Genomic DNA, 15,073 nt, shown 5'->3' with positions numbered 1-15,073 from the left:
GTTTGACTTTTGATTCCTGAACGCTTAAATTGAATTGTATATCAAATTTCGGAACAAAATATACCGATTTTTAATAAATTAGTTGATCATTTCGACAGCCTCACACCACAGACCAGGAGACCCCCATGAATGACATGACTGAGCAAAAAGCCGCCGCCGCCGCAGTAAATCCTCCCGCTTCTGTCGGCCCGCAAAAGATGACGCCTTCCGAAGCGTTCGTGGAAACCCTGGCCGCCAATGGCGTGACCGATATGTTCGGCATCATGGGCTCGGCCTTCATGGACCCGATGGATATCTTTGCCCCCGCCGGCATCCGTTTGATCCCCGTCGTGCACGAGCAGGGCGCCGGCCACATGGCCGACGGTTATGCCCGCGTCTCGGGCCGCCACGGCGTGGTTATCGGCCAGAACGGCCCCGGCATCAGCAATTGCGTCACCGCCATCGCCGCCGCCTACTGGGCGCATACCCCGGTCGTCATCATTACCCCTGAGACGGGCACGATGAGCATGGGCCTGGGCGGCTTCCAGGAAGCGAACCAGTTGCCGATGTTCGAGGAATTTACGAAATATCAAGGCCACGTCACCAATCCGGCCCGCATGGCCGAATTCACGGGCCGCTGCTTCGACCGCGCCATGTCGGAAATGGGCCCGACGCAATTGAACATCCCGCGCGACTATTTTTATGGCGAAATCAAGGCGGAAATCCCGAAACCGAACCGCCTGGACCGTGGTGCCGGCGGCGAGCAAAGCCTCAACGATGCGGCCGAATTGCTGGCAAAAGCCAAGTTCCCCGTGATCATCTCGGGCGGTGGCGTGGTCATGGGCGAAGCGATCGAAGAATGCAAGGCGCTGGCCGAACGCCTGGGCGCGCCCGTCGTCAACAGCTATCTGCACAATGACTCGTTTCCCGCCAGCCACCCGCTGTGGTGCGGTCCGCTCGGTTATCAAGGATCAAAAGCAGCGATGAAACTGATCGCCCAGGCCGACGTTGTCGTCGCCCTCGGTTCGCGCCTGGGACCGTTCGGCACCCTGCCGCAGCACGGCATGGATTACTGGCCCAAGAATGCCAAGATCATCCAGATCGATGCGGACAACAAGATGCTGGGCCTGGTGAAAAAAATTTCGGTGGGTATCTGCGGCGACGCCAAGGCAGCCGCCAAAGCCATCCTGTCCCGCCTGGATGGCAAGAGCCTCGATTGCGACGCGACGCGCGATGAGCGCTATGCCACCGTGCAAGCGGAAAAGGCCGCGTGGGAAGAGGAATTGACGAACTGGACGCACGAGAAAGATGCGTTCAGCCTGGACATGATCGAAGAGCAAAAGAAAGAGCCGGGCAATTACCTGCACCCGCGCCAGGTCTTGCGCGAGCTGGAAAAAGCCATGCCGGAAGACGTGATGGTGTCGACCGACATCGGCAACATCAACTCGGTGGCGAACAGCTATCTGCGCTTCGAAAAGCCGCGCAGCTTCTTTGCGGCGATGAGCTTTGGCAACTGCGGCTATGCGTTTCCAACCATCATCGGCGCGAAAGTGGCCGCACCGCACCGTCCGGCCGTGTCGTATGCGGGCGACGGCGCCTGGGGCATGAGCCTGATGGAAACGATGACCTGCGTGCGCCACAACATTCCCGTGACGGCCGTGGTGTTTCACAACCGCCAGTGGGGTGCGGAAAAGAAAAACCAGGTCGATTTCTACAACCGCCGCTTCGTCGCCGGTGAACTCGACAACCAGAGCTTCGCGGAAATCGCGCGGGCCATGGGCGCCGAAGGCATCACGGTCGACAAGCTGGAAGATGTGGGGCCAGCCTTGAAAAAGGCCATCGATATGCAGATGAATGAAGGCAAGACCACCATCATCGAAATCATGTGCACGCGCGAACTGGGCGACCCGTTCCGCCGCGATGCGCTGAGCAAACCTGTGCGTCACCTGGACAAATATAAAGACTATGTTTAAGTAACCCAAGGTCGCAAATGCTGGGGGCGAACCCTGAGGGTTCGACCCCGGTACTTGCATCCGGGTTTGGATGGCTTGTGACGAAATCCTCACACATTGTCACTTCAATAGCGCAATTTCAATAAAGAATACAAACCGTCCCGTTTTTTGGATTATTTGATTTGACAAGGCCATACTTAAGGCTTAAATTCAATAAAAGACAAAAAACGGAACGTATCGTATCAAAAACGATTTACGGAGACAAAAATGAACACACGAGTACCTACCGACGCCGTCACCACCGCCGTGACTACTGATTTCCTGCAAGCGTTCGGCGATGCCTGGAACCGCCACGATATCGACGCCCTGATGGCCGCCATGGCCGATGACTGCGAATTCCACGCCGTGGCCGGTCCTGATTTGCTGGGCAAGAGCTTCATCGGCCGCGATGCCGTGCGCGCCGGTTTCGAGCTGGCCTGGCAAACCTTTCCCGACGCCGCCTGGCTCAATCCCGTGCACTTTGTCAGCGGCCAGCGCGGCGTGACGGAATGCACGTTTTCCGGCACCAAGGCGGACGGCACGCGCATCGAAGCGCGCATGGTCGACATCTTTACCTTCCGTGATGGCAAGATCGCCGTGAAGAATGCCTTCCGCAAGGATCGCCCACCGGTCGTCACGGCTGCCAAAGCCTGAGCCAGCACGTTCACCAGGAATGATCATGAACAAACCTGTCGACACCCCGCCTGGCGTACTGGGCAACAGCACCGCCGCCCGCACCCCCTACGATCCCGCCTTCGATCCCCTGGTGGCCCAGCGCCCAGGCCACGGCAATGCCTACGCGCCCACCTACTGGATCGGCACGGCCGGCGAACCACCGGCCGACGACGGCCCCATCACGCATGACATCGACGTCGACGTGGCCATCATCGGCTCGGGTTTTACCGGTCTCTCCTGCGCCATCTTCCTGGCCCAGGAACACGGCATCAAGGCGACGGTGCTGGAAGCGAACCGCGTCAGCTGGGGCTGCAGCACGCGCAATGGCGGCCAGGCCCAATGCACAACGGGCCGCCTGAAACGCTCGCAGTGGATAGACCGCTATGGGCTGGATACGGCCCTGAAACTGCATACGGAAGTGTGCGACGCGATGGAAACGTTCAAGAAGATCACGGCCGACATCGATTGCGACCCGCAACCGGGCGGCCACCTGTACATCGCCCACAAGGCGAAAGCCATGCCCGCGCTGGAAAAAGAAGCCAAGGTCATGCGCGAGATCTTCAAGTACGACGCCCGCATTCTCGACGCCGACACCGTCAAGCGTGAATTCGTCGACGACAAGGAAGCGGCCGGCGCGCTGCACGAGCCCGAAGGCATCGGCATCCACGCGGGCAAGCTGGCGTTCGGCTACCTGCGCAAGGCGCGCGCGCTGGGCGCCAAGGTGCATCCGTCCAGCCCCGTCATGGGCTGGGAAACGCGCAACGGCGTGCATTATCTGCAAACGCCGGGTGGCGTGGTGCGTGCCCGCTCCGTGGCCGTGGCCACGGGCGGCTACACCTCGCCCCATCTGCATCCGCAAGTGAAAAACCGCTTGCTGCCGATCCTGTCGAACTCGCTCGTCACGCGTCCGCTGACTCCGGCGGAAATCGAGGCGTGCAACTTCCGCACCCACCAGGTGATCACGGATACGCGCATCCTGCGCCACTACTACCGCTTGATGCCGGACAATCGCGTGCAGATCGGCAGCCGTAGCGCCATCACGGGCGCCGACGCGCCGGACGACAAGTACAAACAGTTTTTGATCAACGATCTGCACCGCAAGTTCCCCGCGCTGACGGGCATCGCCATCGATTATTCGTGGTGGGGCTGGGTCGACGTCAGCCATGACATGATGCCGCGCATCGTGCAACCGGACCCCAGGCAATCGATCTTTTATTCGCTCGGTTATGGCGGCAACGGCGTCATGTACTCGGCGCAGGCGGGCCGGCGCATGGCCGAGCGCATCGCGGGCAAGGCCAGCGACACGGGCTTGCCGATCTTCAATTCGAAACTGCCGTATCCGAACATGATGGAACTGGTCGAGTCGCAAGCCTTCGCCCCATTCCGCCGCCTGGGCCAGCGCTTCCTGTACCGCTGGTATCACTTGAAGGATGAAGTGTTTTAAATAGTAATAGCAGTAGCCGTACTAAGCCGCCGCATGCGTTGACATAGATCGACCAGCGGCGCCTCCCGCGAGGGATGAGATTGCCCGCACGTTCACACATAACAATAAATCTTGGAGTGAGACATGAACACAAATACGAGCAAAAACACGGTTTTTTCAACGATGCGCCGCGCCGTCCTCGGCACCCTGCTGCTGGGCGTTACCCTTGCCTCCGCCGGTACGGCCTTTGCGCAAGGCAAGGAAGTGACGATTGCCTACCAGGAAATTAACGGTCCCTTCCTGGTGGCGATCGCCAGCGGCGAAGTGGAAAAGACCACCGGCTATAAAATCAACTGGCGCAAGTTCGATTCGGGTGCCAAGGTAGCCACCGGCATGGCTTCCGGCGACGTGCAGATCGGCGTCATCGGTTCGAGCCCCCTGACGGCGGCCATCAGCCGCGGCGTCGATCTGCAGCTGTTCTGGATCATCGACGACATCAATGAAGCCGAAGCGATGGTGGCCCGCAACGGCGCCGGCATCAGCAAGCCCACTGACTTGCGCGGCAAGAAGATTGCCGTGCCATTCGTTTCCACCACGCACTTCCACACCATGTTCGCGCTGGAAACCTGGGGCATCAAGCCCACGGAAGTGAAGTTGCTGAACATGCAGCCGAACCAGATCGCCGCTGCCTGGGAGCGCGGTGACATCGATGCCGCCTTCGTGTGGGACCCGGCCTTGAGCAAGCTCAAACAAAACGGCAAGGTGCTGGTCACCTCCGGCGAACTGAGCAAGAAGGGCAAGGCCACGTTTGACGGCATGGCCGTCGAGCGCGCCTGGGGTGAGGCGAACGCCGACTTCATGGCCAAGTTCGTCAAGGTGATGGCCGCGGCCGACGCCGACTACCGCGCCAATCCCAAGGCCTGGACCATCGATTCGCCGCAAGTGAAAGCCAACGTCAAGCATTCGGGCGCGGCCGCCAAGGACGTGGCCGCTTCCGTGGCCCTGTACGCTTACCCATCGCTGCAGGAGCAGGCTTCGCCGGCCTGGCTCGGTGGCGGCGCGAAGGGCGGCGTGGCGCAAGCCTTGCTGGCCACGGCGCAATTTTTGAAGGGCGAAGGCAAGATCGATACGCTGGCCCCTGACTACGCCAAATATGTGACCCCCAAGTATGCGCAGGCCGCTGGCCTGCTGAAGTAAACGTTGTGCGATGGCGCGCCTGCGGGCGCGCTGACTGAACAGAATGCGTTGAACTGAAATACTACTTATGCGGGGACATCATGGAAAATCTGTACGTCAAGGATGTCAGCGTGATTTATCCGGGCAAGACGGCCGGTGAACGCGTACATGCCTTAAATAATATCAACCTGACCATCAATAGCGGCGACTTTGTCGTCGCGCTGGGCGCCTCCGGTTGCGGCAAGACAACCTTGCTGAGCCTGATGGCGGGCTTTATCGCCCCGTCCAAGGGCGAGATCATGCTGGGTGCCAATAAAGTGGAAGGGCCGGGCGCCGACCGTGGCGTGGTGTTCCAGAAACATGCTTTGCTGCCATGGCTGAACGTGATGGAAAACGTGGAATTCGGCTTGAAGCTGCAAGGCGTGCCTAAAGCCGTGCGGCGCGAACAGGCGGCCAAGAACCTGGCGTTGGTGGGCTTGAAGGACTTTCACGACAATATGATTTATCAATTGTCGGGCGGCATGCAGCAAAGGGTAGGCATCGCCCGCGCCCTGACCAGCAATCCCGCCATGCTGCTGATGGATGAACCGATGGCGGCGCTCGATGCGCTGACGCGCGAAACCATCCAGGAATTGCTGCTCGATATCTGGGCCAAGTCCAGCACCATGTTCTTCTTCATTACCCACAGCGTCGACGAGGCGCTGTTCCTGGCGAACCGGCTGATCGTCATGTCGCCCCGTCCGGGCCGCATCACGCACACGTATGAACTCGATTTCAACAAGCGCTTCCTCGAATGCCGCGATGCGCGCGCCGTGAAATCGAGTCCGGACTTCATCAAGATGCGCGAAACGGTGCTCAACATCATTTATGGCGACGAGCGCGCAATGAACCAAGAGCGCGCGGTCAACAAAGAGCTGGAGGTGTCCCATGCATAGCCCATCCGTCGTGGGATTTCCTCCCACCACCGCCAAGCGCGCCGGTTTCTTTGGACGCCTGTTCGCTCCCCGCTGCGCCATGCCCGGCGAAGCGTTCGGCGCGCCGGGGCAGGGCAATTCCAGCCGCATCGCCACCGTCACCGTCATCGCCGTGCTCTTGCTGTGGTTCGCCGTGACGGCCAGCGGCATGGTCAAGCCCCTGTTCCTGCCCTCGCCGCAAGCCGTGTACGAGAAATTCATCATGGCGGCTACCACGGGCTTCGGCGGCGCCACCTTGTGGGAACACACGGTGGCCAGCCTGGTGCGCGTGTTCGGCGCCTTTGGCCTGGCGTGCCTGTTCGCCATTCCCGTCGGCGTGATGATGGGCGTCAATCGCGTGGCACGCGGCATCTTCGATCCCTTGATCGAGTTCTACCGTCCGTTGCCGCCGCTTGCTTACTTGCCATTGGTCATCATCTGGTTTGGCATCGGCGAATTCTCGAAGGTCTACCTGATCTTCCTGGCCATTTTCGCCCCGATGGCGATTGCGGCCCGGGCCGGCGTCAGCTCTGTGTCGCTGGAGCAAATCCACGCGGCGTACTCGATGGGCGCCACGCGTTTCCAGGTGATCGTGCATGTGATCCTGCGGGCCGCGATCCCGGAAATTCTCACCGGCATGCGCATCGGCATCGGCGTGGGCTGGACCACCCTGGTGGCGGGCGAGATGGTGGCAGCCACGCGCGGCCTAGGCTACATGGTGCTCAGCGCGTCCGAGTTCCTGGCCAGCGACGTGGTGATCATGGGCATTATCGTGATCGGCTTCTTTGCTTTTCTGTTTGATTTGATGATGCGCTACCTCGAACGTACCCTCGTGCCATGGAAGGGCAAGGTGTAAGACGTTCCCGGGAGTGGCGCCGACGCCACAAGTGTTGCGGCCGCTCCCTTTTTTTCAACCGCCATACCCCGTACGTATCCTCCAGTGCGCTTGCCCCTTGGCAACTGCGCCGGGCCGCTGCATTTCCAGATTGACTTATGACATGCAGCCAACCAGACTGATTTGATGATGTATCGATGCTGCTTGACGGTGTTGCTCAAATAAAACAAAGCCGCGCGGCAGAAACAGAGCCGCAGCAGGCGAGGGCGCACCGAGCTTCAGATATTACTAGGAGACACACATGATTAGCGACAACCACAATAATACCGGCTTGCAGCACTCGCTGAAGCAACGCCACATGAGCATGATCGCCATCGGCGGCGTGATCGGCGCCGGCCTCTTTGTCGGCAGCGGCGTCATCGCCAAGGCCGCCGGCCCGGCAGCCATCCTTTCCTTCTTGCTCACGGGCGGCCTGGTCGTCCTGATCATGCGCATGCTGGGCGAGCTGGCCTCGTCCCTGCCCGTGGTCGGCTCCTTTTACGAATATGCGCGCCTGGCCTTCGACGACAAGCCGAAAGTGTCGAAATTCCTCGGCTTCATGAGCGGCTGGATGTACTGGTATTTCTGGGTTGTCGTCGTGGCCTTGGAAGCCATCGCTGGCGCCAAGCTGGTCAACTTCTGGCTGCCCGACGTGCCGTCGTGGTCCATCAGCCTGGTGCTGCTCGTCTCGATGACGGTGCTCAATTTGTTTTCCGTCAAGGCCTTCGGCGAGTTCGAATTCTGGTTCGCCTCGATCAAGGTGGTCGCCATCGTCGTCTTCCTGTTTGTCGGCGCCCTGTTCATCACGGGCAGCTTGCCCAACAGCATCCCAAGCCTGGGTTTCCTGACCAGCAACGGCGGCTTCATGCCGCACGGCTGGGGACCGGTGCTCAGTGGCGCCGTCGCCGCCACGGCCTTTTATTCCGGCGCCGAGATCGTCACCATCGCCGCCGCCGAAACGTCGGACCCGGCCAAGGCCATCGCCCGCGCCACCAATTCTGTCATCACGCGCGTGCTGATGTTTTATGTGGGCTCCATGTTTGTCGTCGTCTGCATCGTGCCCTGGGATTCGCCGGCCATCGCCACGCCCTTCGTCAGCGCCCTGACCGTCATGAACATCCCGTACGCGGCCCATATCATGAACGCCATCATCCTGACGGCCGTGCTGTCGGCCTTGAATTCCAGCCTGTACGCCTCGTCGCGCATGATTTTTGCGCTGACGCGTCGTGGCGACGCGCCCACGGGCCTGGTCAAACTGAGCAAGAACGGCGTGCCTATTCGCGCCATTTTGTTCAGCACCTTGTTCGCCTATTTCGCCATTGCCGTCTCGTATGTGTCGGCCGACCTGGTGTTCCCCTTCATCGTCAATTCCTACGGCATCCTGATCCTGTTTGTCTACCTGCTCATTGCGATATCTCAATTGCGTTTGCGTCGTCGCCTGGAGCGCGAATGCCCGGAACGCATCAAGGTGCGTATGTGGCTGTTTCCCTACCTGACGTATTTCACCATCATCGCCATGCTGGTGATCCTGGGCGCCATGAGCGTGTCGTCCGATACGGAGCAGCGCGTGTCGTTCTGGTTTGGCCTGCTGAGCGTGGCCATCATGAGCGTCATGTATTACATCAAGAAACTGGTCAACGATGACCGCAACGGCGGTGCCTCCGCCGATACCAAAGTGGAACTCAAACATGTCTGACACGACCTTGTTGCCTGCAAGCAGGCGCCGCTTCCTGCGCACCTCGACCGCCCTGGGCGCCGCCGCACTGGCGGGGCCTGGGTCAGCCTTGGCCGCTTCCGTCACCTTGCCGTTTGAAAATGGCGAGCGCGAACTGGTGGCCTTCCCGCAAAAGCGCCCGCTGATTTTGCTGACCAGCCGCCCGCCCCAGCTGGAAACGCCGTTCAGCGTCTTCAATGAGGGCGCGATTACCCCTAACGACGCATTTTTCGTGCGTTATCACTGGAGTGGCTTGCCTACCAGCATCGATGGCGACAGCTACCGCCTGCGCATAGGTGGCCTCGTTAAAGCGCCTTTGGCGCTGTCGCTGGCGGAACTGAAACAGCTGGCCGACCCGGTGGATGTGGTGGCCGTGACCCAATGCTCGGGCAACAGCCGCGGCTTCTTTGCCCCGCGCGCCAACGGCGGGCAGCTGGGCAATGGCGCCATGGGCAATGCTCGCTGGACGGGCATTGCCCTGAAAACCGTGCTGGAAAAGGCCGGCATCGGGGCCGGTGCCGTGCAGGTGGCCTTCAATGGCCTGGAAACGCCGCCCGTGGGCGACGGCCCTGATTTTCAGAAAGCCTTGTCCGTCGAGCACATCATGGCCGGTGACGTCATGCTGGCCTGGGCCATGAATGGCGAAGACATTCCCTTCCTCAACGGTTATCCGCTGCGCCTGATCGTGCCGGGCTTCTATGGCACTTACTGGGTCAAACACCTGAGCGACATCACCGTGCTGGACAAGCCGTTCGACGGTTTCTGGATGAGCACGGGCTACCGCATCCCGGACAATGGCTCCGGTTTCATCGAACCGGGCGCGCCCGTGGGCAAGACGACGCCCATCAGCCGCCTCAACGTGCGCTCCTTCATTACCAGCGTGCAAGATGGCGCGCAAGTCAAGGCCGGGCGCGACCTGGCCTTGCGCGGCATCGCTTTTGATGGCGGCCAGGGCATCAGCGAAGTGGCGATTTCAGCCGATGGCGGCCAGAGCTGGCAGGAAGCACAACTGGGCAAGGACCTGGGCCGTTTCTCGTTCCGCGAGTGGACGGCCGTGCTGAAAGCGCCGCGCAAGGGCAAGCATGTGCTGATGGTGCGCGCCGTCAACCGCATTGGCCAGAGCCAACCGATGAAAGCCCTGTGGAATCCCATGGGTTATATGCGCAACGTGGTGGAAACCACGCGCATCCAGGCAGTGTGAGGAGAGTGCCATGCTGATCAGAACACTTGCCACCGCCGTGGCCTTGATGCTGTCGGGCAGCGCGGGTGCGCTGGAAATCCATTTGCCGCTGGAAACGGCGACCTACAAACCCAGCGAATTACCTGGCTACCAGCTGGTGCAGCGTAATTGCATGACGTGCCACGCGGCGCAGTATGCATCGAGCCAGCCGCCTGCCTCGCCGCGCGCCTACTGGGAAGCGACTGTCAAGAAGATGAAAAAGCCGTTCGGCGCCCAGTTTGACGACGCGGACATGCCGGCCATGGTCGATTACCTGGTGAAAACCTATGGCGTGGAGCGGGGCGCCGCCGTACCTGCCGCTGACGTGGCCAGGCCAGCCGCAGCGGCTGTCCAGGCCGCCAGCGGCAACAATGTCAAAACCTTGCTGGCGGCAAATGGCTGCATGGCATGTCACGCTCTCGACCAGAAAGTGGTCGGCCCCGGCTTTGCGGAAGTGGCAGCCAGATACAAGGGCAAGGACAGTGTCGCTGTCGTGGCGGCCAACATCCGCAGTGGCGGCGCCGGCAAATGGGGTCCCGTGCCCATGCCGCCATTCAGCCAGCTCAGCGTGGCCGATGCGGCGACCCTGGCGAAATACGTGCTGAACAGATAAGTTCGTCCTTATCGCGCGGCAACCCTTAATACCACTTGCCGCCACGCCTCCTGTGCGGTATTGCTCGCTGCCATCGTGCAGCGGGCTTTTTATGACTTCCGCCATTCGCCGACGCATCGTTTGCCAGCGCAGTGATTGCTGCCACTGGTATTGTAAAAAACACCGTTATATAAAACCACTTGACTACCAATTTTCGGCGTCGCATTCTCTGTGCAGAAAGCCGATGCTTCGCTGCGCTTTCTTTACGTACAACATAAAAAGCTACTTCGATAGTTTTCGTATAACGTTCAGGAGACAATGTGATGACACGGCAATCAAGCCGGCTGGCTACGCCATTCATGGCTGGCCTGCTGGGCAGCGCGCTGCTCGCTTGCGGCGGCAATTCCACCACCGAACCCCCGGCGACCCTGCTGGCCGCCACCACCGCCAGCGACAGTTGCGCGGCCTGGAGCGCCAGCGCCGTCTACACGGCGGGGCAGTGCGCCGTCTACGAGGGCAAGGTCTACCGCGCCAAATGGTGGGTGCAGGGCACCGCGCCGAGCAATGACCAGTGGGGACCGTGGAGCCTCGACGCTACCACCCCGACGCCGACACCGACCCCCACACCGACCCCGACCCCGACCCCGACCCCGACCCCGACCCCGACACCCACGCCAGGCGTGCCCACCAAAGCCCAGGCCGAGGCGAACGAGGCGGCGCTGACGAACAACGATTTCTTCCGCAAGGTAAAAGCGTCGATCCGCACCCTGGGCAATACGGCCGTCGAAGCCGTGCAGCCTGGCCTGGCCAGCAATCCGCTCAACGTCAAGCGCGTCGAACGCCTGCTGCCGGCGGCGAAGTGGGATTATTATTTTGCCGCGCGCGACGCCAGCTATACCTATCAGCGTTTCCTGCAAGCCGTGGCCAAGTTTCCCGCCGTGTGCGACGACTATAGCGACGGGCGCAATGCGGATGCCATTTGCCGCCACAGCCTGGCCACCATGTTTGCCCACTTCGGGCAAGAGACGGGCGACCATAACGCCAGCAGCCCCTTGCCGCAATGGCGTCAGGGTTTGAAGTATCTGCGCGAGCTGGGCTGCGATGAAACGGGTGCGGGCTGCGGCTACAACATCGAATGCGCGGATCCCGTCTTCAACAAGGTGTGGACCTGCGGCAAGAATGCCGATGGCAGCTTCAAGAAATACTTTGGCCGCGGCGCCAAGCAGCTTTCCTACAACTACAACTACGGTCCGTTTTCCCAAGCCATGCATGACGGCGACCAGTCCGTGCTGCTGAAAAATCCGGACCTGGTGGCCTCGACCTGGCTGAACCTGGCGTCGGCCACGTTCTTCTTTGTCTATCCGCAACCGCCGAAACCGTCGATGCTGCATGTGCTCGACGGCACGTGGGTGCCGAATGCGGCCGATACGGCGGCCGGCGCGGGCAACAATTTCGCCACCACCATCATGATCATCAACGCCGAATGCGGACAGGGCACGGAAAAGCAGGCCGCGCAAAACCGCATCGATTACTACAAGCAATTTGCCGCCGACATGGGCTGGGATTATTCCGGCGAACAATTGTCGTGCGCCAATATGCAACGCTTTACACCGGCCAGTTCCGCTTCCTACAACATCTATTGGGAAAAGAACTGGAGCGCGGGTGGCGACAACCAATGCCAGCTGGTCAGCTATCAAACCCCGTACAGCGCCTTGCAGGCGGGGAACTACGTGAAATGCGTGGAAGCCAACTGGAATGTGAAGTTGCAATAGCAGTCAATGCAGGAATAGCCGGCCAGGGATAACAGTTGACAAGAGCCCCTTCAGGGGCCTGCAACAAGCTTTCGATGTACCACCATAACGGAGACAGACACCACATGAAATCGAATGCATTATTGATGGCCCTGCTCAGCGGCGTGCTCGTCGCTTGCGGCGGCGGCCAGGAAGGCACGACCGCCACGCCAAACACCTTGCTGGCCGCCGTCGAAGCGTGCGCCTTATGGGATGCCGCCACCGTCTACACGGGCGGCCAGTGCGTGCTCTACCAGGGCGTCACCTACAAGGCCAAGTGGTGGACGCAGGGCAATGTCCCCAGCGCCGCCGATCAGTGGGGGCCTTGGGCAGTGACGGATACGCCAACACCGACCCCGACCCCGACCCCGACCCCGACCCCGACACCGACACCGACACCGACACCGACACCGACACCGACACCAACACCAACACCAACACCAACACCAACACCAACACCAACACCAACACCGACCCCTACGGCTTGCCGTCCCGACGGCTTGATCTCGGCCGTGCCGAATGTGCCGTATTGCAAGGTGTATGACGCGAATGGCCGCGAAGTGCTGGGCAATGGCTTGAACCGGCGCATCGTCGGCTATTTCGCCAGCTGGCGCACGGGCGTCGATGGCAGCCCCACCTATCTGGTAAACAATCTGCCGTGGGATAAGATCACCCACCTGAACTATGCGTTTGCTTCCGTCGACCCGGCCACCTCGAAGATCGCCATCGGTAGCGGCGCGGCCAACCCCGATACGGGCCTGACCTGGCCGAACGTGCCGGCGGCGGCCATGGACCCGTCCCTGCCGTACAAGGGCCACTTCAACTTGCTGTCGCAATACAAGAAGAAGTATCCGGGCGTGAAATTGATGATTTCCGTGGGTGGCTGGGCCGGCAGCGGCGGCTTTTACACGGCCACGACGAATGCGGACGGTAGCGTGAACATGGCCGGCATCAATACCCTGGCCGATTCCATGGTGGCATTCGTGCGCCAGTACAACTTCTTCGATGGCGTCGATGTCGATTATGAACACCCGACCACCAACAATGAAGCGGGCAATCCGAACGACTTCGCCATCTCGAAACCGCGCCTGGCTGGGTTGATGACGAGCTACAACGTGCTGCTGAAAGTGCTGCGCCAGAAGCTCGACGAAGCGGCGGTGCAGGATAATAAATACTATCTGCTGACCATCGCCGGTTCCGCCTCGGGCTGGGTCTTGCGCGGCGAGGAAAATATGTCGGGATTGAAATATCTCGATTACGCCAGCCTGATGACCTACGACTTGCATGGCGCGTGGAACCAGTATGTGGGACCGAATGCGGCGCTGTTTGACGACGGCAACGATGGGGAACTGCGGGCCGGCAACGCTTACCAGTACCAGAACATCGGCTACCTGAATACGGACTGGGCCTACCGCTACTACCGTGGTGCCATGCAGGCGGGACGCATCAATATCGGCGTGCCGTTCTACACGCGGGGCTGGAAGGATGTCACTGGCGGCACCAACGGCTTGTGGGGCACGACGGCGCTAAGCAATTCCACTGTCACTTGCGCGGGCGTGAAAACCTGCGGCACGGGCGCTACCGGCATCGATAACGTGTGGTACGACCTCGACTCGCAAGGCAAGCCAACGCCGGGCGGTGGCAACCCCATCTGGCATGCGCTGAACTTGCAAAACGGCATCGTGCCAAGCTACCTCGATGCGTATAAAGTCACGGACAAGGCCCTGGTAGGCACCTATGTGCCGTACTACAGCAGCACCATGGTGGCGCCGTGGCTGTGGAATGCGAGCAAGAAAGTGTTCATTTCCACGGAAACCACGCAGTCCATCGCGGCCAAGGCCCAGTACATCGTCAACAATCATATCGGCGGCGTGATGATCTGGGAAATGGCGGGCGACTATGCCTGGGATGCCACGCGCAATGGCGGCAAGGGTGAGTACTTCATGGGCACCACCCTGACGGACGTGCTGTACCAGGCTTTCCGCACGGCTGGCGTGTATGGCAACAAGCGCGCCGAAATCGCCATGCCGGGCACGACGGCTAACGTCAGCATCACCTTGGGCGGCTGGAAGCTGGGCGACAATAACTTCCCCATCAACCCGGTGATGACGGTGAAGAACAACACGACCTCGACCTTGCCCGGTGGCACCGTGGTGGAGTTCGACTATCCCGTGTCGGCACCATCGGACATGAGCGACCAGTCGGGCTTCGGCCTGACGGTGATCAATGCCGGCTACACGGGGCCGAACAATATCGGCGGCTTCACGAAGAACTACAACCGGGCCCGCTTCGCGATTCCCGCATGGCAATCGCTGGCGCCGGGCGGCTCCGTGGCGCTGACCCTGAACTACCGCTTGCCCATCTCGGGACCGGCCAACTACACGGTCACCGTGGGCGGCACCAAGTATGCGCTGACGCAGGAGTATCCGGAACTGCCGGTGGCCTTGCCGTAAGGAGTGATACGGTAGGGTAAACAGAAAAGGGCGGAGAGATGAACTGACCCCGTAAAGTTGGACGGTTAAGTTTGTTAGGTAGCCAAGGGCTGGGTTCTGTATTGCACAGGACTCAGACCTTTTAGTTTCATCTTGATGCGGTCGTGATTGTAATATCGGATGTACTTCTTGATGCCAGCTTGCAGCTCGTCGACGCTGCCGAATTTGTTCAAGTAAAAGAACTCCGACTTCAAC

The 15,073-nt window shown here is 60.5% G+C and carries 12 protein-coding genes; 11 read left to right on the top strand and 1 reads right to left on the bottom strand.

Going from position 1 to position 15,073, the window contains the following annotated elements; genetic code table 11:
* The first annotated feature begins 134 nt into the window (after positions 1 to 134).
* From xsc to ACQ4WN_RS21740, 11 genes are all read left to right on the top strand, one after another.
* The gene (gene xsc, locus ACQ4WN_RS21790) at positions 135 to 1,952 is read left to right on the top strand and encodes a sulfoacetaldehyde acetyltransferase (RefSeq protein WP_436553451.1); all 1,818 of its coding nucleotides are present in this window, start codon (positions 135 to 137) and stop codon (positions 1,950 to 1,952) included.
* 246 nt (positions 1,953 to 2,198) lie between these two features.
* Positions 2,199 to 2,624 carry a nuclear transport factor 2 family protein gene (locus tag ACQ4WN_RS21785; protein ID WP_436553408.1) on the top strand — a complete coding sequence of 142 codons (426 nt, stop codon included), beginning with the start codon at positions 2,199 to 2,201 and terminating at the stop codon, positions 2,622 to 2,624.
* 25 nt (positions 2,625 to 2,649) lie between these two features.
* Positions 2,650 to 4,089, top strand: coding sequence for an NAD(P)/FAD-dependent oxidoreductase (locus tag ACQ4WN_RS21780; RefSeq protein ID WP_436553407.1), 1,440 nt, complete (start codon positions 2,650 to 2,652; stop codon positions 4,087 to 4,089).
* Positions 4,090 to 4,212: 123 nt separating this feature from the next.
* The gene (gene tauA / locus ACQ4WN_RS21775) at positions 4,213 to 5,265 is read left to right on the top strand and encodes a taurine ABC transporter substrate-binding protein (protein WP_436553406.1); all 1,053 of its coding nucleotides are present in this window, start codon (positions 4,213 to 4,215) and stop codon (positions 5,263 to 5,265) included.
* Between the two features lie 80 nt (positions 5,266 to 5,345).
* The gene (locus ACQ4WN_RS21770; protein WP_436553405.1) at positions 5,346 to 6,179 is read left to right on the top strand and encodes a taurine ABC transporter ATP-binding protein; all 834 of its coding nucleotides are present in this window, start codon (positions 5,346 to 5,348) and stop codon (positions 6,177 to 6,179) included.
* Positions 6,180 to 6,258: 79 nt separating this feature from the next.
* Positions 6,259 to 7,053 (top strand): ABC transporter permease subunit, encoded by a 795-nt coding sequence (locus ACQ4WN_RS21765; protein ID WP_353661072.1) that lies wholly within the window; start codon positions 6,259 to 6,261, stop codon positions 7,051 to 7,053.
* A gap of 280 nt (positions 7,054 to 7,333) precedes the next feature.
* Positions 7,334 to 8,767: an amino acid permease gene (locus tag ACQ4WN_RS21760; protein ID WP_219135577.1), complete on the top strand. Its 1,434-nt coding sequence runs from the start codon at positions 7,334 to 7,336 to the stop codon at positions 8,765 to 8,767.
* Positions 8,760 to 9,986: a SorA family sulfite dehydrogenase catalytic subunit gene (sorA, locus tag ACQ4WN_RS21755; protein WP_436553404.1), complete on the top strand. Its 1,227-nt coding sequence runs from the start codon at positions 8,760 to 8,762 to the stop codon at positions 9,984 to 9,986. Before ACQ4WN_RS21760 ends, sorA begins: the two co-directional genes overlap by 8 nt.
* Before the next feature lie 10 nt (positions 9,987 to 9,996).
* Positions 9,997 to 10,617 (top strand): SorB family sulfite dehydrogenase c-type cytochrome subunit, encoded by a 621-nt coding sequence (sorB, locus tag ACQ4WN_RS21750; RefSeq protein WP_436553403.1) that lies wholly within the window; start codon positions 9,997 to 9,999, stop codon positions 10,615 to 10,617.
* A 302-nt stretch (positions 10,618 to 10,919) separates the two neighbouring features.
* Positions 10,920 to 12,368, top strand: a complete 1,449-nt coding sequence (locus ACQ4WN_RS21745; protein WP_436553402.1) for a glycoside hydrolase family 19 protein — start codon at positions 10,920 to 10,922, stop codon at positions 12,366 to 12,368.
* A 104-nt stretch (positions 12,369 to 12,472) separates the two neighbouring features.
* Positions 12,473 to 14,839 carry a chitinase C-terminal domain-containing protein gene (locus ACQ4WN_RS21740; protein WP_436553401.1) on the top strand — a complete coding sequence of 789 codons (2,367 nt, stop codon included), beginning with the start codon at positions 12,473 to 12,475 and terminating at the stop codon, positions 14,837 to 14,839.
* 74 nt (positions 14,840 to 14,913) lie between these two features.
* Here the strand turns inward: ACQ4WN_RS21740 and ACQ4WN_RS21735 are convergent.
* A partial coding sequence (locus ACQ4WN_RS21735; protein WP_436553450.1) for an IS3 family transposase occupies positions 14,914 to 15,073 on the bottom strand: 160 nt, incomplete at its 5' end.

It is taken from the genome of Janthinobacterium pasteuri, assembly GCF_051380775.1.
In the GTDB taxonomy this organism is placed as follows: Bacteria; Pseudomonadota; Gammaproteobacteria; order Burkholderiales; family Burkholderiaceae_D; genus Janthinobacterium.
Note: the sequence above shows the minus strand (reverse complement) of the source record. Positions and strands in the feature narration are given on the sequence as shown.

What these genes read in the sequence shown, in the direction of transcription:
- ACQ4WN_RS21765 (WP_353661072.1), top strand. Translation starts at nt 6,259, where the DNA reads ATGCCCGGCGAAGCGTTCGGCGCGCCGGGGCAGGGCAATTCCAGCCGC.
- sorB (WP_436553403.1), top strand. Translation starts at nt 9,997, where the DNA reads ATGCTGATCAGAACACTTGCCACCGCCGTGGCCTTGATGCTGTCGGGC.
- ACQ4WN_RS21770 (WP_436553405.1), top strand. Translation starts at nt 5,346, where the DNA reads ATGGAAAATCTGTACGTCAAGGATGTCAGCGTGATTTATCCGGGCAAG.
- ACQ4WN_RS21785 (WP_436553408.1), top strand. Translation starts at nt 2,199, where the DNA reads ATGAACACACGAGTACCTACCGACGCCGTCACCACCGCCGTGACTACT.
- xsc (WP_436553451.1), top strand. Translation starts at nt 135, where the DNA reads ATGACTGAGCAAAAAGCCGCCGCCGCCGCAGTAAATCCTCCCGCTTCT.
- ACQ4WN_RS21780 (WP_436553407.1), top strand. Translation starts at nt 2,650, where the DNA reads ATGAACAAACCTGTCGACACCCCGCCTGGCGTACTGGGCAACAGCACC.
- ACQ4WN_RS21745 (WP_436553402.1), top strand. Translation starts at nt 10,920, where the DNA reads ATGACACGGCAATCAAGCCGGCTGGCTACGCCATTCATGGCTGGCCTG.
- sorA (WP_436553404.1), top strand. Translation starts at nt 8,760, where the DNA reads ATGTCTGACACGACCTTGTTGCCTGCAAGCAGGCGCCGCTTCCTGCGC.
- ACQ4WN_RS21760 (WP_219135577.1), top strand. Translation starts at nt 7,334, where the DNA reads ATGATTAGCGACAACCACAATAATACCGGCTTGCAGCACTCGCTGAAG.
- ACQ4WN_RS21740 (WP_436553401.1), top strand. Translation starts at nt 12,473, where the DNA reads ATGAAATCGAATGCATTATTGATGGCCCTGCTCAGCGGCGTGCTCGTC.
- tauA (WP_436553406.1), top strand. Translation starts at nt 4,213, where the DNA reads ATGAACACAAATACGAGCAAAAACACGGTTTTTTCAACGATGCGCCGC.